Below are 20,872 nucleotides of genomic sequence, written 5' to 3'. Positions count from 1 at the left end.
TGCCTACCGATTGGGCCGAGTTTTTCACCAGTGCAAACATTCTTGGCACAGTCTCCCAGTCCGGCGGCATCCCTACCGGCGCCGTGATCGAGCGCGGCAGTAACGCCAATGGCGAGTATGTGCGCTTTGCCGACGGGACGCAGATTTGCACGGAGACTGTTGCGCCCAGCACTACGGCGGCGGACAGCACTTGGTCCTTCCCGGCTGCGTTTACAACAGCCACCGGGCTTACTGTGACCGGCGGGGGGCGGACAAGCGCAGATGCAACCTTCGTTTCAGTTCGGCCACCTACAACCTCAAGCGTTGATTTCAACCACTGGAACACCAGCGGTTCCCGAGTGGGAGGCGCCATCAGCCTGATCGCAATCGGCCGCTGGTACTAAAGGATATCATCATGAAAATTATCTGCATCTGTGTGGCCGGTCTGCCCGGCCAGTCTGAAACCAGCGCCAGCGTGAGCGGCGATGTGATCACTGTCGATGGAACGCCCTTTGATCTTTTCGATGTGCCCGACGGCGGCTTTGCTGAACCAGAGGGTGATAGCCACCCTTTCATAGGGCGCATCGAGCGGATCAACGGCGAACTGCATGTGCGGCTGCGCTGGGTCTATTCCGACGCAACGGCTGAGCCGGACCAGCCTGCTGTCCCGCCTGTGTTCACCGCCACCAGCGGCCCGGTGCCTGATCCGATTGCCCGCAAACCCCAGGCCAGCGAGGCTGAGGCATGAGCTTTTCCCTGAAAATCACCACACCGGAGCAGGTTGCGGCAGCGGCGCGCGCTGCCCTCCTGTCCGTTTTGACGGCCACCCGGTGGGACGTCCAAAACGGCGGCATCACGCTGCCCAACGGCTTCCATGCCCGCACCGACCGTCTGACCCGCGCGGACCTCACCGAAGCGCTGAGCGCTCTGCAACTGGGCATCAAGAGTGAACCGTTCTCTTGGAAAGCCCCTGACGGCTGGGTCAAGCTGACACGCTTGGATCTGGAACAGATCACAGCCGCCGTCGCAGCCCATGTGCAGAGCTGCTTTGATGCTGAAGAAGCGGTTGAGGCGCAGGTTGCGGCGCTTGGTGATGCGGAGCTGGCCGGGTTTGATGCGGTGGCTGCCTTTGCCGCCGCTCTGGCCGGTCCCGCTGCTGAAAGCTGAAACAACCCGCCTCCCGTAAACGGGAGGCCGGGGGGTGTACCATCACCCCCCAAACTCGGGGCCTTAGCTCTCACACCAGACCCCGCCGACCACTACACACTCTTGGCCGCTCCCTGTCCTCGAGGACCCGGCCTCTTTGGAGTGATTCCACTTGAAGCTGCAAGACCAGCGTTGCGGTGAATGCCGCAGATTGTTATTCAAAATTGAGCCTGGCGCCCTCAGCGGCACGCTCGCCATCAAGTGCCCCAGATGCAAGGCACATAATTCCCTGAGGCCGCAGAGCCCTTCACCAAAGCGCCCGGATACTTCCAATGAGCGCGATGGAAAGGACCCACAGTGTGGCTCTTTGTACCCCCAACCGATCTAACGACCTTCTCGGCATCAGCCTTTGCGCCGGTGTCGGAGGACTTGACCTTGGCCTGCACCTTGCAGAACCCGGATACCGAACTGTGTGTTATGTCGAGCGGAACAGTTTCTCCGCGGCCGCTCTCGTGGCGCGGATGGCGGACACGTCCCTGGCTGCGGCTCCTGTCTGGGACGATATCAAATCCTTCGACGGCAAACCGTGGCGCGGCCGCGTTCATCTCCTCTCTGCCGGTTATCCCTGCCAACCCTTCACCCTCAGCGGAGACCGCAAAGGCGACCAGGATCCCCGGCACCTATGGCCGGACGTTGCCCGCATCATCGGCGAGGTGCAGCCGGAATGGTGTTTCTTTGAGAACGTCGCCGGCCATCTCACCCTTGGCCTGCAAGACGTCGTCCGCGACCTTCAAGGCATGGGCTACCGGGTTGCAGCGCGCGTGCAATCGGCGGCTGAAGTCGGCGGGTCTCATATCAGGCAAAGGCTCTTCATTCTGGCCCACGCCGACCTACAAGCAGGGCGGCAACCGGACCTCGATCCGGATGGGGCCCGGCAGCTTCCTGTTTGTAGCCGATCAGAATCAGGCCGGGGGGCAGGTCTCGCTGCGAACGGCGGGGCTTTGCTGGACTGTGATGTGGGATCTGATGAAGGCGACCGGCTGGACGCCGGGGCCGCTGGCCTCTTCCCCCCGATGCCTGGTGACCTTGCTGGCTGGGGACGCGCACTCGAAGGGGACAGCCCTGCTGCAGCAGAACCCTGCCTTCACCGACTGGATAATGGGCTGGCCTGCGGGGTGGACCGATCCGCTGCAGCCGGTAACGGGGTGGTCCCAATGGCTGCAGCGCGCGCGTATCTCGAATTGAAGAAGGAGTTCCCGGCTTAGGCCGGGGCTCCTCCTTACGCTAGCACCGAACTTAGACCGGCCCTTGGTCCATCAGGCAGAGAACGGCGGATGCGAGCCCAATCCGACCGATGCTGCGCCATGCTTCTGCGACAGCAATGCGCAGGAAGCGCCCTTTGCAAACTCGGCGCGACCGGTCATGCCGGAAGCGCCCGACCGGCCCAGAGCTGCCACTGGCCACTAAGTGCAATTGCTGCGACGCAGCCCGTCAAAGCGGTCGTTACTGTATTGCGCAGCATTTGCGCCCGCCTAAATGCGTCACTTTATTTATTGAGAAAGAAAGCGAAGGTCATTCCCAGGCCAACCACAATCACGATAGCGCGCACAGCCTGAACTGGCAGGCGCCGGGCCAGGCGGGCACCGGCGTACCCGCCGATTGTGGCAGCAACCATCATCAGTGCCGCCTCCTGAATGTAAATGATACCTGCCAGGGCGAAGGTCGCTACCGAGGCACCCGACAGGATGAAAGAAAGGGCATTCTTCAGCCCGTTCATCAGGTTAATGTCCCGGAATCCAAGACCAGAGAACAGTGCCAGAAGCACGATCCCAAGACCGCCGTTGAAATAGCCACCGTAGGTGGTCACAGCAAGTGTGGCCGCTGTCCTGCTGAAAGGACCGCTGCCCGTCTCCCGGGTGGTCATTGCCCGCAGCTGCTTATCAAAAGCGAACAGCAGCGTGGCGAACAAAAGAAGCCACGGCACCACGAAACTGAACACTTCGGAAGGGGTCACCAGCAGCAGCAGCGCCCCCGCGATGCCACCGACGATAGACAGCCCCGTCAACGTGAACAGCGCGCGGCGGTCATAGCTGCGCAGTTCTTCCTTGAAGCCCGCGGCCCCTGACAGGTAGCCAGGGAAGACGGCAACCGCGCTGGTGGCATTGGCCGGGATCGGCGGCACGCCGGTAAAAACCAGCGCCGGAAAGGTCAGAAAACTGCCGCCGCCTGCAATGGCATTCAGGACTCCGGCCAGAAAGGCGGCCGTGAACAGGATGGTCAGATCAAGCATTGCTCACCAGGTAGTCATGCGCGGACAGGGCAAAGATATCAACCAGCGCAGTCAGCTCTTCAAGCAGGATATGTTCATCCGGCGCGCCGAGGTTAAAGGCGGTAAGGCCGCAGACCACCGAAGGCACGCCCGCATATCGATAGAGCCGCGCATCAGAGGCACCGACGCGCATGGTCACGGCAGGTTCCTCACCCAGCAGGGCGGCACAATTGGCCCTGACGGTTTCGATTACCGGGTGGTCTGGCGCGGTCCAACTGGGTTCATAGCGGCGGGTGATCTCCAGAGAGACGCCTTCGGCCTCGCCGCAGATCCTCTGCAGCTCGGCCTCGGCGCGGGCAACTGGAACCCCAACCGGCAGGCGCACGTCGCAAGTGAACTCCGCGTGGTCCGCCACAAGGTTGGACAGCCGTCCGCCGCTGATCGTGCCAAAGGTGACAGTGACGGACTTCAGCACCTGCGTTTCACCCTTGCCAGACAAGGATTCAGATTTCTCTGACCAGCGGTCGATCAGCGGCAGGACATTGCTGCCTTCACTATCGGCGGGCAGGCTGCGAATGGACTTGAATGCCTCCATCACGCCTGTCAACTTCTCGATGGCGCTTTCGCCTTTGTGGACATGGGCGGCATGGGTCGACCGCCCCCTGGCGGTGACCTTGGCCCAGATCATCCCCTTTTCCCCGAAGCGCAGCACATGGGGCGAGCCAACATCACCGCTGATCATAGCATCACCTTTGACATGCGGCACTGTATCCAGCAGAAACTGGGTGCCCAGAACCCCCATGGTTTCCTCGTCCCCGGCAAAGGTGCAGACGATTTCTCCGGGGAAGTCCGCGCCGGTTTCCGCCAAGCATTTCAAGGCCATCAGGCTGGCGGCAATCCCCCCTTTCATGTCTGAGATCCCAAGCCCATAGGCCTTACCGCCAACGATCTCGCCTTCCGGGCTGCGGCTCCAGGCGGACAGCTCGCCCGCCGGGAAGGTGTCCATATGCCCGTTGAACACAAGCCTCTTGCCTGGGCGGTTACCGCGCAACCGGAGAACCAAGTTGTGGATCGGCTCTTCCGAGATATACCGCTCGATCTCCACCCCCGGGATCTCTGCGGCGATGGCTTCGATCTCATCCGCCATGGCACGGACATCACCTTCTGGCTGCGGGCTTTTGATCTTCACCAGCCGCATAGTGGTGTCCACAACTCGCTCCCGGTGTTGATCGAGCCAGAACCAGATCCTGTTGCGCAGGTTTGTTTCGGTCAGTTTCACAGCCATTGTCACACTTCCACTGGTTTGGGATTGTTGTTTCTCATCCTGCGCCGCTGCATCAGAATGACGCCCGCATAGGCCAGCAGACCGAAAATATAGATGATCTCCTTGGGCGGCCGGCCCGACTGCTCCAGCCCGACGGCTGTCACATAGTCGCCCCAGGTGATGCCGATCTGTTCGGCAGGTGCGTTAAAGGCAACATCGGTCACGCTGGCACGCCCATCCGGCTCTGCGGTGAGGTCCAGACCGATCGCCGCTGTCATATTCTCCGCCGCCTGCGGAACGGTGACGGTAAAGAGCTTGTAGCGGTCACCGTACTCGGTCTCGCGCGTCACGTAGACGCGGATCTTCTGGCCTTCATCGACGGGCAATGTTCCGTCCACAACGGTCTCAAGCGGCGCATCCGCAAAGGCCGGGCTGAACCGGTCCAGCACAAAATCAGGGCGAAACAGGCTGACGACGACAAAGACCAGCAGCACCGCCTCCACCAGTTTGAGGCGTACGAACATCCACTGCAGCGTCAAAGACGAGAAGGCGAAGATCGCAATCAACGACACGATAAAGACCAGAATGGCGTGCCAAATGCTGTCGACTCCGACCAACAGAAGTTCAGGGTTGAAGATGAAGACAATCGGCAGAATCGCAGTGCGGATCGCATATTTGAACGACTGCACACCTGTCTTCATTGGGTCAGCACCGGAGATGGCCGAAGCCGCGAAGGCCGCCAGGCACACCGGCGGTGTCGCGTCCGCCATCAGTCCGAAGTAAAAGACATAGAGATGCACGGCGATCAGCGGCAGCACAAGGCCCGAGGCATTGCCCAATTCCACCATCACACCGGCCATCAGCGAGGCCACCACGATGTAGTTCGCAGTGGTTGGAAGGCCCATGCCCAGCACGATGCTGACACCAGCCACCAAGCCCAACAGGATATAGATATTGCCCTGCGACAGCGCTTCGACAATTCCCAGCATTGCGTTGTTCAACCCGGTGGACGACACAATGCCGACGATGATGCCGGCAGCCCCAACAGCAGCTGTCACCGCAGTCATCGACTTTGCGCCTGCCACCAGCGAATAGAAGACAATGATGCCACCGGACCGGATTCCCTTAGCGACGGACAGCCCGTGTTCGCGTGCCAGCACAACCTGCTGGGCAACGATGATCCCCGCCATCATCAGGATTGACCAGAACACTGCACTGCCTGGGCTCCAGCGTTCGACAAGCAGCAGGTAAACCAGCATGCCGATCGGGACCAGGAAATAGGCGCCTTCTTTCAGCGTCTTGCGAATTGCCGGCAGGTCGGCTTTGGGCAGGCCTTCCAGGCCCAGCTTCAGGCTCTCCAGATGCGAGATGTAGAACAGCGAGAGATAGGCGATGAAGGCCGGGATCATCGCATGCACGATCACATCGTAATAGGAGATGCCGATAAACTCCGCGATGATAAAGGCCGAGGCGCCCATGATCGGCGGCATGATCTGGCCGTTGATCGACGCGGATACCTCGATCGCGCCGGCCTTGTCGCCAGGGAAGCCGGTCTTTTTCATCACCGGAATGGTAAAGGCGCCTGTTGTCACCGTGTTGGCAATGGATGAGCCCGAGATCATCCCCGTTAGGCCGGATGCCAGAATGGCTGCCTTGGCCGGCCCGCCGCGGTACTTGCCAACAGCAGCAAAGGACAGATCCAGAAAGAACTTGCCGGCGCCCGCGGTATCCATGAAGGCGCCGAACAGCACAAACAGGAACACGTAACTGACGGAGACCGCAATCGGGATCCCGAAGATCGCCTCGCTGGTCAGCCAGTTGTAACCCGTCATCCGCGAAATCGACACGCCGCGGTGGGCGATGATCTCGGGCATGTAGGGACCAAACAGCGAGTAAACCATGAAGATGCCGCAGACGATCACCAGCGGCAGCCCCACGCCCCGGCGCGTGGCCTCCAGCAGCAGCGCCATGCCAACGGCGGACAGGATGGCTTCAAACGGGACGGAGACTCCGAGAATGTCCAGGTCGAGCAGGATGCCCGCCCGCAAGACGATACCATCATACCCCAGCCAGACATACAGCGCACAGGCGGCCGAGATCCCTGCCAGGATCAGGCTGAACCATGCCTTCCCGGCCCGCTCCTGCTCAAATTTGGCAGGAAACAGCAGGAAGCACAGGAACAGGCCAAAAGCCAGGTGAATGCCGCGGGCGGGCAGGTCCACGAAGATGCCCCAGCCAAGTGCATAGGGAACCGGGGACGCGATCCACAGCTGGTAAAGGGACCAAAGGGCGGCAACGGTGATGAAGGTTTTCGGCCAGGGGCCGAAATAGTCGTTGCGTTCGACTTTCAACGCCTCATCGACTGCAGCTTGTTGCAGTGGTTTATCAGACATGGTGATTTCCGGGTTGAAGGAAAATTCGGTCTCTGCCTGAGCGGCAGAGACCAGCTGTTACCGAGTGGGGAGGAGACCGTTACTCGATCCAGCCTTTCTCGCGGTAATAGCGGGCCGCGCCTTCGTGCAGCGGCGCGGAATTACCGTTATGGATCATGCTTTTGGGATCCAGGTTGGCGAATGCCGGGTGCAGCGCCCTGAAGTCGTCCAGGTTTTCGAACACCGCCCGCACGACCTCGTAAACCAGATCCGCATCGACATTCTCATGCGAGACGATGGTGGCATAGCCGCCAAAGGTGGTCACATCCTCTTTCTGAGAAGAATAGACACCGGCCGGGATCGACGTGGCGGCGTAAAACGGGCGCTCCTCGATCAGCTGCTTTTCCACATCGGTGTTCAGGCTGACGATCTGTGCGCCGCAGCCTTCGGTCGCCACCGCAACGCCCGAGTTCGGAACGCCCACAACATAGGTGAAAGCGTCAATGTTGCCGTCGCACAAAGCGTTGGAATGTTCAGATGACGTCATCTCGGTTACCAAGCCGAAATAGTCGCGCCCGGTGCCATAGCGCTCCATCAGAAGCTCGGTCGTGCCGCGCTGCCCGGAACCCGGGTTGCCGATATTGAGCCGCTTACCCTTCAGATCTTCCCAAGATTTGACCCCGGAATCCGCGGAAACAATCAGCTGGAACGGCTCCGGATGCACTGAGAACACGGAGCGGAAGCCGGGATCGTTCACAACTTTTTCGGAGGTGCTGTTCACGGCATAATACTGCCAATCGGATTGCGAGACACCGAACTCGAACTCACCCTGCGAAATTTGGGCCAGGTTATAAGTGGACCCGTTCGAGGATGGTGCCGCACAGCGGTAGCCATGCTGACGCCCCTGCTTGCGGCCTTCGGCTGCTTCTTTGTGGATCATCCGGCAGATTGCGTTGCCAGCCACGAAGTAGACGCCGGTTGGCCCGCCGGTTCCGATTGTCACAAATTTTGTTTCCGCCTGTACAGGCTGTGAAACACCAAACGCCGCAAAGGCCGCCAGTGCAGTGGTTGCCAGGAATTTCTTCATTATTCCCTCCCTTGAGTTCTGAACGAATTCATGGGGGCAGGGTAAATTTGGCAGATCATCAATTCTAATAATTTTACTTCCATTAACTATAATAAAAAGTCATAATATGATTATGCAGGTACGTGAAATTGAATGTTTTCAAGCAATTATGACCGCAGGCACCATGACACGCGCCGCGGAAATCTTGCGGATTTCACAGCCTGCGGTCAGCAATACCATTGCCACCCTGGAGCATCGGCTGGGGTTCAAGCTGTTCCTGCGCAAGTCCGGCCGGCTGCAGCCGACTCCCGAAGCGCTTATCTTCTATGACGAAGCCCAGCGGGTGCTGGAGGCTGTGGGGCGCGCCAGTGATACCGCGCAACGATTGCGTCGTGGGGCTGCCGGCCATTTGACGATTTCCGCCTTTCCTGGCATCTCGATCAAGTTCCTGCCGCGCCTGATCAGCCAGTTCCAGGCCGAGCGTCCCGATGTAAAAGTACGCCTGTTGTCGCGCAGCTCGCACGTCGTGATCGACCAACTGCCCAGCCAAATGTTCGACATCGCTATCGCTGAAAAACCCGCCGAGTTTGCGGGTGTGAGTGCTGAAGAGGTCTCTTTCTCCTGCCAATGCCTGCTACCGCGAGATCATCCCTTGGCGGCGCATGACACACTGACGCCCGAACTATTGGACGGCGTGCCCTTCGCCGCCTTGTTCCGTGACCACATGACAACCTTCCAGATCGCTCGTGCCTTCTCTGATGCTGGTGCGCGCTGGAACGTCGTGCTTGAGGCGCAGTATTTTGCCTCTATTGCAGAATTCGTGAGATCAGGCGGTGGCGTGGCCATCGTCGATCCGGTGAACAGTACAGGGTTCACGGAAGGCTGCATCCTGCGCGAGTTTGCACCGGAAGTCAGCTATCAGATCGGTCTGCTTGTACCCCAGGATAAACCCCTTTCAAAAGCTGCCGAAGCGTTCCTAGCAATTCTCAAACCCGAGCTCCAAGCCTGTTCACAGCTCAAAGCTTAGGGCTAAGAACTCTTGGCATTCTCGGTACTCAACATGCACGCTCTTACCCAATTTGAAGGAGTGGATGAAGTAGTATTTTTGCTTAGGTTTATCTGCAAAAAAACGTCCTGCTGAGTAACGTGCGGCTTATGCCAGACTTTCATCACTACCTTTCTAGCCGCCGCGCAGCGCTCCTGAAGCGGTAGATGACAATCCGGTGCTGCATCAGTGCCAATACTGGGCCAGAGATGACCTTGGTCAGATCCGAAGCGCAAAAATCAGCGTCATCGCGCATCCGACGCAAACAATGATTGTCCTCACTGTGGTGGCAGGCAGCCGTCTTGCCGCCAGCGCCCCGCAATAGCCGCCGATTGTAGCGGTCACCATCATCAGCAGCGCCTGCGGCCAATGCACAATCCCTGCCAAGGCAAATGTCGCGACCGAAGCACCGGACAGGACGAAGGACATTCCGTTTTTCAGCCCGTTCATCAAGTTGATATCCCGCAAGCCAAGCATTGAAAACAAAGCCAGCAGGACAATTCCTAGCCCGCCATTGAAATAGCCGCCATAGATACAGACCAGCAACGTTGCTGCGTTTCCCGTCAGGCCCTCGGCTTTGAGATTCCGGGCAGCCCAGGCGGCAATCCGGCTTCCGCAAGCGAAGAGCAAGGTTGCAAAACCGAGCAGCCAGGGCACCACAAAGGAAAACACTGATGCAGGTGTGACAAGAAGCAGAAGCGAGCCCAATACACCGCCAGCCAGCGACAGCCCGAAAAGGAGTGCAAGGTGCCGCTTAGGCACGCCTTTAAGCTCGCGAAAGAAACCCATTGCGCCGCTCAGGTAGCCTGGGAACACGGCAACTGCGCTTGTCGCATTTGCAGCGATGGCTGGGACGCCTGTATACACCAGGGCCGGAAATGTCAGGAAGCTGCCTCCTCCGGCGATCGCATTTGCAACGCCCGCAAAGCAGGCCGCGCTGGCTAGGAGGATAATATCGAAGACGGTCATGCGCTGAGCCTATCCGGAAGTTGCGGTTTCGATCGCAGCAGTGCCGCCTGTTGCAATAGATTTCCGCTTGTTCAGTGCAACCATGGTGGCGCACTCCAAAGCGACAGTCCCCGCCAGGAATGCAGTCATACCGCCAGCATCGTGGTCCGGGCTGACCGTATTGATATCGACAGCGACGAAATTAAGCCCTGCCAAGGCGCGCAGCAGCTGCAATCCTTCCCGTGCTGTCGGGCCACCCCAGGTCGGGGTGCAAACACCAGGGGCACAGGATGGATCGAAGAAATCCATGTCAAAGCACAAATAGACAGGGCGGTTGCCAACAGTCAGGTGGATTTCATGCGCAACTGCTGAAATCCCCTGTTTGAACAGCATGTCGCCAGTGATCAGGTTATAACCCTGCTGTTCAGTATGGTCATGAGTGCCCTGCAGAGGCAGCGTTCCGCGCCCGCCAACGTGAAAAGAGCCGGATGGGTCTACTAGTCCTTCCTCTGCCGCCCGGGTGAAGGTCGTGGCGGTGTTGTAGCGGTCATAATAGCAGGGCCCGTCACCTGCACTGGTGTCGGTATGCGCATCCAGATGCACAGCCACCAGATCGGGAAAAAACTCACGGACAGCACGCAGCTGCGGCAGCGTAACGGCCCCGTCTCCGCCAAAGGTGATCGGAGTGACTCCTTTGCCCAGGACATAAGCCAGCCCTGCTTCGATCCCGCCGCTAGCCTCTTCCAGCATGCCGGAATTGACATCTAAATCGCCCAGATCCACTGCCTTCAGCTCGCTCAGCGGATCGAAGTCGGCAAAGGGCGGCTGGTAGCGGCGCACGAGGGAGGACTGTGCCCGGATCGCCCTAGGCCCGCCGCGGGCTCCGATGCGGGTAGGGTGCTGCCCGCAGTCAAAGGGGATACCCAGAAAAGCAGCCTGGCTTCCCGCCGGGTCCCCGCTGAAGGGGACCCCCATGAAGGTTGCGGGCTCATTCAGGCCACGCAGAAAGGAGAGAGAATAGGTGTTGCTCATGTTGTTTTCCTAGTCCAGCGACGGGCCCATGATGAGATCGGGCAGCCAGGTCACCCAGTCTCCCCAAAAGGCGAGAAGCACGATAATAAACAGGTACGGGATCAGCAGCGGGATGACGCCGACAGAGATGTCCTCGACCGAGGTCTTGGTCAGTTTGGAGGCGACGAACAGGTTGACCCCGATAGGCGGTGTCAGGAAACCCACCTCGCAGGTCATCACCGTGAACACGCCAAACACAATCGGATCGACGCCGATCTGGGTGGCAATCGGCAGCATGACCGCTGTGAAGATGATAATCTGCGGGATCGACTCCAGCCACATACCGACGAAGATGTAGACGACGCCGATCAGCAGCATCACCAGCCAGGGATAGGCGATGAGGCCCGCAAAGCCGTTGCTCACCATATCGGGAATATCGAACAGCGTGACCAGCTGGCCAAAGGCTTTGGTGGAACCCAGGATGAACAGGATGGAGCCGATGATGATCGCGGTGAACTTCAGCGATTCATAGACGCCGCGCCAGGTCAGGCCCCGGTAAATGAACAGCCCGACAAACAGCCCGTAGAACACTGCTGCCGCAGCGGCTTCCGAAGGTGTAAAGAAACCAGCATAAATCCCGCCAAGAATGAAGACCGGTGCGCCGATGGCCCATTTGCCTTCCCACAGCGCCCACATCAGCGGGCCGAGGGTGAAACGTTCGCCCGATCCGCCATAGTTGTTCTTACGGGCGATGGCGTAGGTCACCACACACAGCAGGAAGCCCAGGAACAGCCCCGGCACGATGCCGGCCAGGAACAGCCGCGGGATACTCTCGTCCGTCACCAGCCCGTAGATAATCAACAGGTTGCTGGGCGGGATCATGCTGCCCATCGCCCCGGCTGCAGCGGCCACAGCACCGGCAAACCGCGGGCGGTATTCTTCCTTCAGCATTGTCGGGATCGTGATAGATCCAATGGCTGCTGTTGTTGCTGGCCCGGAACCCGAAAGCGCCGAGAAGAACATGCAAGCGACAACCGTCACCAGGCCGATACCGCCCTTATAGGCCCCCACCAGCTTTTGCGCGATCTCGATCAGCTTTTCGGACATGCCGCCCTTTTCCATGATCTGACCGGCCAGCACAAAAAGCGGGATGGTGGTCAGCGGGAACGGCTCAAAGGCGTTGTAGGCACTCTGCGCCAGCAAGGCCAAAGGGATGTCAGCGATATACAGGCCGACCACAGTTGCGATACCTGCAGCAAATGGGATCGGAACCCCGATAACGATTGTCAGCAGGAAGACAATCGCCATGCACATTGGACCATTCATAGCGGCAGCCCTTCAGCTTGGTCCCGGACAATCCAGCGGTAATAGACCTGCGCCATCCGCGCGATCATCAGGCAAAGCGCCAGCGGGACGATGGATTGGGGAAATTTCTGATTGATGCCCAAAGCGGGCGAGATGTAGTCGAACTGGATCAGAAGCTGGATCCAAGTGACACTTTCCTTCAGCAGCAGCAGAATGAAGGCCATCCACAGCATGTCAGCCAGGACAACGCAGAACACCTGCCCCCTGTGGGGAAGCTTCTCGACCAGAAAGGTGATCCGGATATGCGCGCGTTCCCGGATCGCCAAGGAACAGCCAAGATAAATGGCGGTCACCATTCCATAGACAGCAATTTCCTCGGCGCCGTGAAAGGCAGTCTCAAAAAACACCCTCAGCACAACTTGCACAAAGATAACCGTGGCCATGACCAACAGGCCGGTGACACAGAAGATCTCTTCAAAGCGGGATTCGAGGGTTCTAAGCGAAGTCAGCATTTTAACCTCCATAAAAAAGGGGCGCGTATGGAGGACGCGCCCCAGGTCAATCCGATCAAAGGATCAGGGGAGGTTGATCACTCAGCGGCTTTGCGGATGTCCAGGATCAGCGTCTTTGTGGCCTCATCGGCGCCATTGGCGATAAAGGCGTCCTGTACTGCGATGCCTGCTTCAATAAACCCGGCCTTGTCCGGATAGGTAATCGTCATGCCGCCGTCGGATTGCAGGAAATCACGGGCCTCGGCCAACTGGCGCGCCATTTCCTCGCGCTGGTGCTGACCGGCATCGCGGGCGGCTTTGCGCACCGCCTCCTGCTGCCCGTCATCGAGCTTGCCCATAATACGGCTGCTGGCGAGCATCGGGGTGAAAAAGGCGAAGTGCTCCAGCACGGCCAGGTTGTCAGCGATTTCATAAAACTTCTGAGACTTAACGAAAGACGCTCCGCTGTCCCCTGCAGATACCGTGCCGGTTTGCAGAGCCGCCAGCGTCTCGGACCAGGCAATCGGCAAGGGAACCGAGCCGAAGGCCTCGTGTGTCTTGATCATCACGTTGTTCTGCGGAACCCGGACCCGGATGCCTTGAATGTCCTCGATACTGTTGATCGGCCGCTCTGTATTGTAGAAATCCCGGTATTCAACGTAACCGAATGTCAGCAGATCCAGCGAGGTTTTCTGCTTGATCTGAGCAGCGATGCCCGCCCCAACCTCACCGTCGAGCACCGCATAGGCGTGATCCGTGCTTTGGAAGATGTAGGGCAGAACAAACGCTTCCATGGGGGCAAAGTGCGGCGAGATGTTGTTGTGGGTCATGATGTACATGTCCACGGTGCCCAGCTGCATTGCCTTGAAGGCCTCGTCTTCGGTGGCCAGCTGAGTGCAGCAGCGCACTTTGACATCAATGCTGCCGCCGGAATACTCCTCCGCCAGCTCTTCGAATTTGGCAGCCAGAACGCCGTAGGCGCTGTCTTCCGGGGCTGCGAAACCGAGGTTGACCGTAACTTCGTCTGCCAAGGCGGCTCCGCCTCCAAGCAGACTGGCAATGGCCGGGATTATGAGTGTGTTCTTTGTTAGCATGAATGGCTCCCTGGTGGTTCTGGCGTGTTTTGACGCGTTCAGGGTAGATCACCCATCCATACAAAAATAATAATATTACTTGCCCTATCTATACGATTTCAAAATACTTATTTTGAGCAGATTCGGAGCGGCTATGAACCTTAAGCATCTTCAGTGTTTCCGAATGGTGATGCTGCACAAAACCGTTTCCAAGGCAGCAGAGGTGTTGAACATGTCCCAGCCGGGCGTCAGCACCATGATTGCCACACTGGAGCACCAGCTGGGCTTCAAACTGTTTGAACGCCGGTCAGGCCGGCTGCACCCGACGGTCGAAGCCCGGTATTTCTCCGAAGTTGCGGAGCGGCTGCTGAATGACGTGGACCTTGCCAACCAGGTTGCCAGCCAGATCCGCCGGGGCAAATTCGGCGCGATAACAGTTGCGACGCTGCCGGGATACGGACTCACCGTGCTGCCGATGGCCATAGCCCGCATGCACAAGCGCCACCCGGATGTGACCTTCGACATTCAAACCCGAAGCTCGCATATGGTCCGCAATCTGTTCCCCTCCCGCCAGTATGACATAGCGCTGGTTGAGCCGCCGGTGGAGCCTTCCGGGAACACTTACCAAAGCCTGCATCTGCGCTGTGTATGCGTGGTTCCGAAGGATCATCCCCTTTCGGAAAGGGGCTGCCTGTCGGTTTCAGACCTTGCGGCGGAGCGGATCGTCGCCTTGTACAACGGACATTCCACCAGCCGCCAATTGGCCTCCCTCTTTGCCGCGGAAGGCAAAGACTGGTCACCCCTGATCCAGACGCAGTTCTTTGCCACCAATTGCGAGCTGGTCGAAAAGGGCGTTGGCGTCTCCATCGTAGACCCCGTTACGGCCGAGCACTTTCAGAGCCGCGGTTTGAAGAGCATTCCTCTCGAACCGGAGGTCTTTCACGAGGTGGCATTGCTATTTCCGACAAAGGACAAGATTTCGGACTTGGTAGCAGAGTTTGTGGAAGAGTTGCTGGAAGTAGTTTCATCTTACCAACCGTAACCTTTGCCTATTGCACTTTCGGCCTGGGACGGCCGCTTTAACAGATCAAGGAAATTGCTCTCGCGGACGCGGTGAATTCACGCTTTCCGCCGGGGACCTGCATGAGCACCCGTCTCGGCTGAGAGGCAGGACAGATGTCCGGTTCGGGATGGGAGCGGTCATAACCCCATTATTGACGAACGGAAGCTTCGTCCGGCCTTGCGTGAGTTCGCTTGCCACCAGGCAAGGGTCCCGCAGTTGTCAAACTCACCTGTTCCCACCCAGAGAGAGCTTAAAGCCTGCCTTTAAACACCCTTTAAAACCCTCTGCCGCCCGGCGTTTTTTTACGCTTCGGGCGGCGGATTGCCCGGTATTGAAACGGGAAGTGTCCCTTACTGCAACGGGAAGTGTCCCAAAACCGCAGTGTCAGATCGGGGAAGCCGAAGCTCTCGGAGCTGGCTAAGCGTCGGGTTTTGGCCTAAAAATCAGAGAAATCATGAAAATGAGTTGCTGCAACGGGAAGTGTCCCACACTGCAACGCGAAGTGTCCCGCTACATACAGTCCCGCTACAAGCAAAGTGTCCCGCTGCAGTGTCGGCGATGCGCGAATGTAAAATAGTTTTACATCCCCCTTGAACCCAGGCCGTCGGCTTCCGATATGCTATGATGTGAAAGGGATTTACATTCACCGACAACCTGGAGGACCCCGATGACGAGTTTCACCCCTACCGCCGCCCATGCACCTGTGCAGGGCTGGTTTTCCCGCAGCGAAGCCTGGCTGGACAGCAAGGGCAAAGGCGCCTGGATCGCCGCCATGGTCTTAGGCTTCGTGTTCTTCTGGCCGGTGGGCCTGGCCCTTCTCTTTTACATGATCTGGAGCAAACGCATGTTCAGCAAATCCTCCTGCCGCCACCGCAAGTCCTGGGCGCGCCACGGATATTCCGCAATGAAGCCCTCGGGCAACAGCGCCTTTGATGCCTATAAGGCAGACACCCTGAACCGCCTGGAGCAGGAGCAGCACGACTTTGACGCCTTCCTGCAGCGCCTGCGCGAGGCCAAGGACAAGGCTGAATTCGACGAGTTTATGGATGAGCGCGCGCAAGCCGCCGCCCGCAGCGATGATCCGGAAGATGAAGCCGGCAACGGCGGCCCCAAAAGCCACTGATCTGCCCGGACCGCGACCTTTCCGGCTGCCCCGCCCCGACCCGGGCGGGGAAACTGTTCAGCCCATCCGCCCCCCAAATACCCCCGCAGCACAAAGGACTTCCGCACATGACCGCCCTGCCCGACCCCGACTACCAGGCAGAATTTTATACGTCCGTGCCCGCCAAACGGCTGATCGCCTGGATCATCGACAGCATTCTGATCTTTGCCATCAGCGCCGCCGCAGTGGTGCTGACGGCCTTTACCGGGCTGCTGATCTGGCCGCTTTTGTATCTGGCTGCGGGGTTTGCCTACCGGACTGTGACCATCGCCAATGGCTCCGCCACCTGGGGTATGCGCTTTGCCGGGATCGAACTGCGCGACGGTTCCGGCCAGCGGCTCGACAGCGGTTTGGCCGCGCTGCACACCGCAGGTTACTCGCTGTCGCTGGCGCTGCCGGTCTTGCAGGTGATCTCGGTCATCCTGATGCTGACCTCCTCGCGCGGCCAAGGCCTGACTGACCACTTCCTCGGCACCGCAATGCTGAACCGCCGGGCGTAACGCCTCCCTGTTTTGGAACACAGTGCAAGGTTTGCACATGCAGCATATTGGAAACCTGTCCGTGAAGCATAGCGGGCAAACCGAATTTCCAGAACCGCTGCGAAGCATGCCGATTGGGCCGAAGAGGAACGCCCGCCGCCTTAGAAAGAGCTGGACGCGATATTTGATCCGGTAAAGCGGGCGGGCGTCGTCCAGCAGTAGACGCTTCAGGCAGAAAGATCAGACACGCCCGGATGCAGGCTTAAGCGTGCAACGGTGCCGCAGTCTGCGCGAGTGTTCTTACCGAAGCTTGCAGCGGCGCAATTCCTGACAGATGTTGGACAATCGGGGCCGTCTGCCCGCCTTCCAACGCAAGACACCGTTAAACCATTTTCCACATGTCCACTTGGCGCACTGGGACCGCGTTGCTATCATCATGGGACCACGTTGCGAACCGTTCCATCTGTCCTGTGAAACTGCTGAAGAGTTCTGATGCGCCATACCCTTCCTATTGCACCGCAGTTTTATGTGACGGCGCCCCAGCCCTGCCCCTATTTGGAGGGCCGGATGGAGCGGAAGCTGTTCACTGCGCTGCAGGGCGACGGGGTGGAGCAGCTGAACAACAGCCTTAGCCAACAGGGTTTCAGACGCTCGCAGAACGTGCTTTACCGGCCGTCCTGCTCGGAATGCTCTGCTTGCCTGTCGGCGCGGATCGATGTGGCGGCCTTTACCGCCACCCGCAGCCAGAAACGCACGCTCAAACGCAACGCGCATCTGGAACGGCGTGCAACGTCGCCCTGGGCAACCGAGGACCAGTTTTCGCTGTTCCGCAGCTACCTCGACAGCCGCCATGCCGATGGCGGCATGGCCGATATGGATGTCTTCGAATACGCCGCAATGATCGAGGAAACCCCGGTGCGCAGCCGGGTGGTGGAGTATGCTGTGCCGGGCAGCAACCAGCTGACGGCGGTGTCGCTGACCGACGTGCTGGAGGATGGGCTCAGCATGGTCTATTCCTTCTACGCCCCGGACCAGCAGCAGAATTCGCTGGGCACGTTTATGATTCTCGACCATATCTCCATCGCGCGCGAGGCCGGGCTGCCGTATGTCTACCTCGGCTACTGGGTGCCTGGCAGCCAGAAGATGAGCTATAAGGCCAAGTTCTCAGGCCTGGAAATCTATCACCGCAGCGAATGGAAAAAGATGTCTGACCCGTCTGAGTTCGAAGCCGCCGGCCATCCGCTGTCCACCGATCCGATTGCCGAACAGGTCGCCAATATCCAGTTGCCTGAACAGCCTATCCACCGCAGCCGCTGATGCAGCATCTTCATGCCATTTCCCTGGTAGTGCCGGATTACGACGCTGCCATCGCCTTTTACTGCGGCCGGCTTGGCTGGCAGCTGGCCGAGGATATCGATCAGGGCCGCAAACGCTGGGTCCGCATCCTGCCGCCGGGTGCCAGCCAGGGCAGTCTGATCCTGGCCCGTGCCGAAGGACCGGAGCAGGAGGCCGCTATCGGCAACCAGTTCGGCGGCCGTGTCGGCCTGTTTCTGGCGACAGACGATTTCGTCCGGGATCATACCGCAATGCTGGCCCAGGGCGTCACCTTCGAAGAAGAGCCGCGGCATGAGCCCTATGGAACCGTTGCCGTCTGGCGCGATCCCTTCGGCAACCGCTGGGATCTGATCCAGTTCGCCTGATCCCCAGCTTCTTTCTGGTCAAAAATACTCCGGGGTGAATGCGCCAAAGGCGCAAAGGGGCAGCGCCCCTCCCCCGGCACAAAAGCAAAGGGGCCCGCTTGGGGCCCCTTTTCCGTTTCTTATCACGCGCCTTGATCAGTTCGGGATCAGCGCCGGCACGATGGTCACGATTGCCGGGAACGCCCACAGGATGGCGATGCCCACCACCTGGATCAGCACAAAGGGCACGATCCCGCGGTAGATATGGGCCGTGGTCACCTCTTTGGGTGCCACCCCGCGCAAGTAGAACAGCGCAAACCCGAAGGGCGGTGTCAGGAACGAGGTCTGCAGGTTCACCGCCACCATGATTGTCACCCATTTCGGATCGAAAGATCCGCCATAGATCACCGGCCCGACGATGGGGATCACGATGTAGATGATCTCCAGGAAATCCAGCACGAACCCCAGGAAGAACAGCACCAGCATCACGATCAGGAAGACCGTCATCTCGTTGTCAAAGCTCTTCAGGAACTGCTGGATATAGTGTTCGCCGCCAAAGGAGATCACCACCAGATTGAGCAGCTGCGAGCCGATCAGGATGGTGAACACCATCGAGGTCACCTTGGCGGTCTCCCGCACAATCGGTGACAGAACGCCTGATTTGAACAGCACCCAGCAGCCGTAAAGCAACCCGAATAGCGCAAAGAGATAGGCGCCGTAGGCCACAAAGAAAGCGATCCAGCTTTCCAGGGAAACGCCGCCCTGATTGACCCGCAGGTCAAAATTCATGCCGACAAGAATGCACAGCATAACGGCAAAGGTGGACCAGATGATGATCTTGCCGGACCGCCCCTCATCCTGCAGCTTGCGGTAGGCCGCCAGCATGATGGCACCGCCTGCCCCCAGCGCCGCAGCGGGCGTCGGGTTGGTGATACCGCCCAGGATCGACCCCAGCACTGCAACGATCAGCACCAGCGGCGGGAACACCACCCGGATCAGATCGTTGGTGGCGCAGCGCGCGGCGGCCTCGCGGCAGCCCCACAGCGCCAGCAGCAGCGGCAGAGCGATCCACAGCACGGTGGCACCTGCCGAAGTGGCCGGCGCAATGGCCACCAGATCTACCAGCGCAATCAGCAGCACGCCGATGGCGCCCAGGATCAGCGGCTTGGCATCGCGCGACGGCGCCACACCGCGGCCAAAGGCCAGCACCAGACCCATAAGGATCATGATCACAGCGATGCCGGTTCCGATCGGCGCGGCGGCGGCAATCTTGGCATCACGGGCGGCGATGATTTCATCCTCGCTCAGCCGTTCTGACAATGTCACGCCGCCAGCGGCGTCGATGGCCTCCTGTTCTGCAACAGCCTCGTCCCAGTCCTCCTGCCCGTGCAGGTCGATCATCGCGGCCTTGCATTCGGCACCGACATTGGTGCGCAAGGAGGCGGTCTCGCCTGCGTCCGAGAAGGTCGAGACGGTGATGTTCTGGCTGCCGATGACGTTGAAGCTGCCCAGCAGGATGGCTCCGCCGATCACGGCCGCCGGCACCGCCAGAAACCAGGTCAGGCCTTCACCGCGGGTGATCACTTCGCCGGTGCCGGGCTCCATCGCCACCGCCGGCGCCTTGTGCGGGTTCAGCAGCGCATAGCCAAAGGCATAAGTGGCATAGAGCAGCGCCAGCAGGATACCCGGCAGCAGCGCCGCTTGGAACAAGGTGCCGACCGATACCACCGCAGGCTCACCCAGATAGGTGAGTGCGTCGGAACAGCCCGCCTCCATCGCGCGGGTTTCCTGCGCAGTGGAATAGAGGTCGCCCGCCAGGGTGCCGAGCAAAACGATCACAATCGACGGCGGGATGATCTGGCCCAGAGTACCGCTTGCCGCGATAACGCCGGTTGCCAGCTCGGGCGAGTAGTTATTGCGCAGCATGGTGGGCAGTGCCAAGAGGCCCATGGTCACCACGGTGGCGCCGACAATACCGGTGGATGCCGCGAGGAACGCGCCCACAACCACAATCGACACCGCCAGACCGCCGGGCAGCGGGCCAAAGACGCGCGCCATTGTGGTCAGCAGATCGTTGGCGATCTTGGAGCGCTCCAGAGTGATGCCCATCAGCACGAACATCAGAACCGCCAGCAGGGTTTCAATCGAAGCACCCGCCAGCACCCGCTCGTTCATCCGGTTGACGATGAAGGAGATGTTGCGGTCCAGCGCCACTTCCCAGCCTTGCGTGAACACAGGCTCGGCCAGTCTTGGCAGATCCGGGTAGCGGAAGACCGAGACCTTGTCCGGCCTGATGCCGGAGTTCAGCAGATCGCGGTAGGCCTGCGACGAGGTGTCGATGGCCTGGTGGATCAGGATGCCGGAGCTGTCCAGCGCGGCGATGATCCCGAAGGAAATGATCCCGGCACCGCCGATGGCAAAGGCCACCGGAAAGCCGGAGAGGATACCCCCGAAGAGGCACATGAATACGATGAGCAGGCCGATTTCGACGCCATCAAGTCCAAACAACATTTTCTGACG

General features: G+C 59.5%; 20 protein-coding genes and 1 pseudogene. 11 read left to right on the top strand and 10 right to left on the bottom strand.

Features of this window, described 5'->3' with window-relative positions; all coding sequences use genetic code 11:
* The 5 genes and pseudogenes from A2I95_RS17950 to A2I95_RS17935 form a co-directional block, all read left to right on the top strand.
* Positions 1 to 383: pseudogene (locus tag A2I95_RS17950) on the top strand (hypothetical protein); the annotation flags it as partial.
* Between the two features lie 11 nt (positions 384 to 394).
* Positions 395 to 727 (top strand): hypothetical protein, encoded by a 333-nt coding sequence (locus A2I95_RS17945; RefSeq protein WP_291731771.1) that lies wholly within the window; start codon positions 395 to 397, stop codon positions 725 to 727.
* A complete protein-coding gene (locus tag A2I95_RS17940; protein WP_291731769.1) occupies positions 724 to 1,146 on the top strand; it encodes a DUF4376 domain-containing protein in 423 nt (140 codons plus the stop codon). Before A2I95_RS17945 ends, A2I95_RS17940 begins: the two co-directional genes overlap by 4 nt.
* A gap of 151 nt (positions 1,147 to 1,297) precedes the next feature.
* Positions 1,298 to 1,513, top strand: coding sequence for a Com family DNA-binding transcriptional regulator (locus tag A2I95_RS42575; RefSeq protein ID WP_367151894.1), 216 nt, complete (start codon positions 1,298 to 1,300; stop codon positions 1,511 to 1,513).
* Entirely contained in the window at positions 1,458 to 2,390 is a 933-nt protein-coding gene (locus A2I95_RS17935; RefSeq protein WP_291731767.1) for a DNA cytosine methyltransferase, read from the top strand. The genes A2I95_RS42575 and A2I95_RS17935 overlap by 56 nt, the downstream gene beginning before the upstream one ends.
* 281 nt (positions 2,391 to 2,671) lie before the next feature.
* On the opposite strand, the gene A2I95_RS17930 is transcribed toward A2I95_RS17935, so the two are convergent.
* From A2I95_RS17930 to A2I95_RS17915, 4 genes are all read right to left on the bottom strand, one after another.
* Positions 2,672 to 3,415, bottom strand: coding sequence for a sulfite exporter TauE/SafE family protein (locus tag A2I95_RS17930; protein WP_291731765.1), 744 nt, complete (start codon positions 3,413 to 3,415; stop codon positions 2,672 to 2,674).
* Positions 3,408 to 4,679: a M20/M25/M40 family metallo-hydrolase gene (locus tag A2I95_RS17925; protein ID WP_291731763.1), complete on the bottom strand. Its 1,272-nt coding sequence runs from the start codon at positions 4,677 to 4,679 to the stop codon at positions 3,408 to 3,410. Before A2I95_RS17925 ends, A2I95_RS17930 begins: the two co-directional genes overlap by 8 nt.
* A gap of 2 nt (positions 4,680 to 4,681) precedes the next feature.
* A complete protein-coding gene (locus A2I95_RS17920) occupies positions 4,682 to 7,051 on the bottom strand; it encodes a TRAP transporter fused permease subunit (RefSeq protein WP_291731761.1) in 2,370 nt (789 codons plus the stop codon).
* A gap of 79 nt (positions 7,052 to 7,130) precedes the next feature.
* Complete coding sequence (locus A2I95_RS17915) at positions 7,131 to 8,117, bottom strand: TAXI family TRAP transporter solute-binding subunit (protein WP_291731760.1); 987 nt, start codon at positions 8,115 to 8,117, stop codon at positions 7,131 to 7,133.
* Between the two features lie 106 nt (positions 8,118 to 8,223).
* Between A2I95_RS17915 and A2I95_RS17910 the strand changes: the two genes are divergently transcribed.
* The gene (locus A2I95_RS17910; RefSeq protein WP_291731758.1) at positions 8,224 to 9,123 is read left to right on the top strand and encodes a LysR substrate-binding domain-containing protein; all 900 of its coding nucleotides are present in this window, start codon (positions 8,224 to 8,226) and stop codon (positions 9,121 to 9,123) included.
* Positions 9,124 to 9,360: 237 nt separating this feature from the next.
* On the opposite strand, the gene A2I95_RS17905 is transcribed toward A2I95_RS17910, so the two are convergent.
* The 5 genes from A2I95_RS17905 to A2I95_RS17885 all read right to left on the bottom strand — a co-directional run bounded on the left by A2I95_RS17905 (position 9,361) and on the right by A2I95_RS17885 (position 13,990).
* Positions 9,361 to 10,110 (bottom strand): sulfite exporter TauE/SafE family protein, encoded by a 750-nt coding sequence (locus tag A2I95_RS17905; RefSeq protein WP_291731756.1) that lies wholly within the window; start codon positions 10,108 to 10,110, stop codon positions 9,361 to 9,363.
* Positions 10,111 to 10,119: 9 nt separating this feature from the next.
* On the bottom strand, positions 10,120 to 11,121 hold the full coding sequence (locus A2I95_RS17900) for an arginase family protein (RefSeq protein ID WP_291731754.1): 1,002 nt from the start codon (positions 11,119 to 11,121) through the stop codon (positions 10,120 to 10,122).
* 9 nt (positions 11,122 to 11,130) lie between these two features.
* The gene (locus tag A2I95_RS17895) at positions 11,131 to 12,414 is read right to left on the bottom strand and encodes a TRAP transporter large permease (protein WP_291731750.1); all 1,284 of its coding nucleotides are present in this window, start codon (positions 12,412 to 12,414) and stop codon (positions 11,131 to 11,133) included.
* Positions 12,415 to 12,422: 8 nt separating this feature from the next.
* Complete coding sequence (locus A2I95_RS17890; RefSeq protein WP_291731747.1) at positions 12,423 to 12,917, bottom strand: TRAP transporter small permease; 495 nt, start codon at positions 12,915 to 12,917, stop codon at positions 12,423 to 12,425.
* Positions 12,918 to 12,994: 77 nt separating this feature from the next.
* The gene (locus A2I95_RS17885) at positions 12,995 to 13,990 is read right to left on the bottom strand and encodes a TRAP transporter substrate-binding protein (RefSeq protein WP_291731745.1); all 996 of its coding nucleotides are present in this window, start codon (positions 13,988 to 13,990) and stop codon (positions 12,995 to 12,997) included.
* Between the two features lie 133 nt (positions 13,991 to 14,123).
* On the opposite strand from A2I95_RS17885, the gene A2I95_RS17880 reads away from it, so the two are divergent.
* From A2I95_RS17880 to A2I95_RS17860, 5 genes are all read left to right on the top strand, one after another.
* Entirely contained in the window at positions 14,124 to 15,011 is an 888-nt protein-coding gene (locus A2I95_RS17880) for a LysR substrate-binding domain-containing protein (RefSeq protein ID WP_291731742.1), read from the top strand.
* Between the two features lie 688 nt (positions 15,012 to 15,699).
* The gene (locus A2I95_RS17875; RefSeq protein ID WP_291731739.1) at positions 15,700 to 16,155 is read left to right on the top strand and encodes a DUF2852 domain-containing protein; all 456 of its coding nucleotides are present in this window, start codon (positions 15,700 to 15,702) and stop codon (positions 16,153 to 16,155) included.
* A gap of 107 nt (positions 16,156 to 16,262) precedes the next feature.
* Complete coding sequence (locus A2I95_RS17870; protein ID WP_291731736.1) at positions 16,263 to 16,694, top strand: RDD family protein; 432 nt, start codon at positions 16,263 to 16,265, stop codon at positions 16,692 to 16,694.
* A gap of 471 nt (positions 16,695 to 17,165) precedes the next feature.
* Entirely contained in the window at positions 17,166 to 17,990 is an 825-nt protein-coding gene (locus A2I95_RS17865) for an arginyltransferase (RefSeq protein WP_027258554.1), read from the top strand.
* Complete coding sequence (locus tag A2I95_RS17860) at positions 17,990 to 18,373, top strand: VOC family protein (protein ID WP_291731734.1); 384 nt, start codon at positions 17,990 to 17,992, stop codon at positions 18,371 to 18,373. The genes A2I95_RS17865 and A2I95_RS17860 overlap by 1 nt, the downstream gene beginning before the upstream one ends.
* A 135-nt stretch (positions 18,374 to 18,508) precedes the next feature.
* Here A2I95_RS17860 and A2I95_RS17855 read toward each other — a convergent pair whose 3' ends face one another.
* Complete coding sequence (locus A2I95_RS17855; RefSeq protein WP_291731732.1) at positions 18,509 to 20,863, bottom strand: TRAP transporter large permease subunit; 2,355 nt, start codon at positions 20,861 to 20,863, stop codon at positions 18,509 to 18,511.
* Positions 20,864 to 20,872: the final 9 nt, after the last annotated feature.

The organism is Leisingera sp. F5, assembly GCF_001593695.1.
The sequence above is the reverse complement of the archived record's forward strand: the minus strand, read 5'-3'. Positions and strand labels throughout refer to the sequence as shown.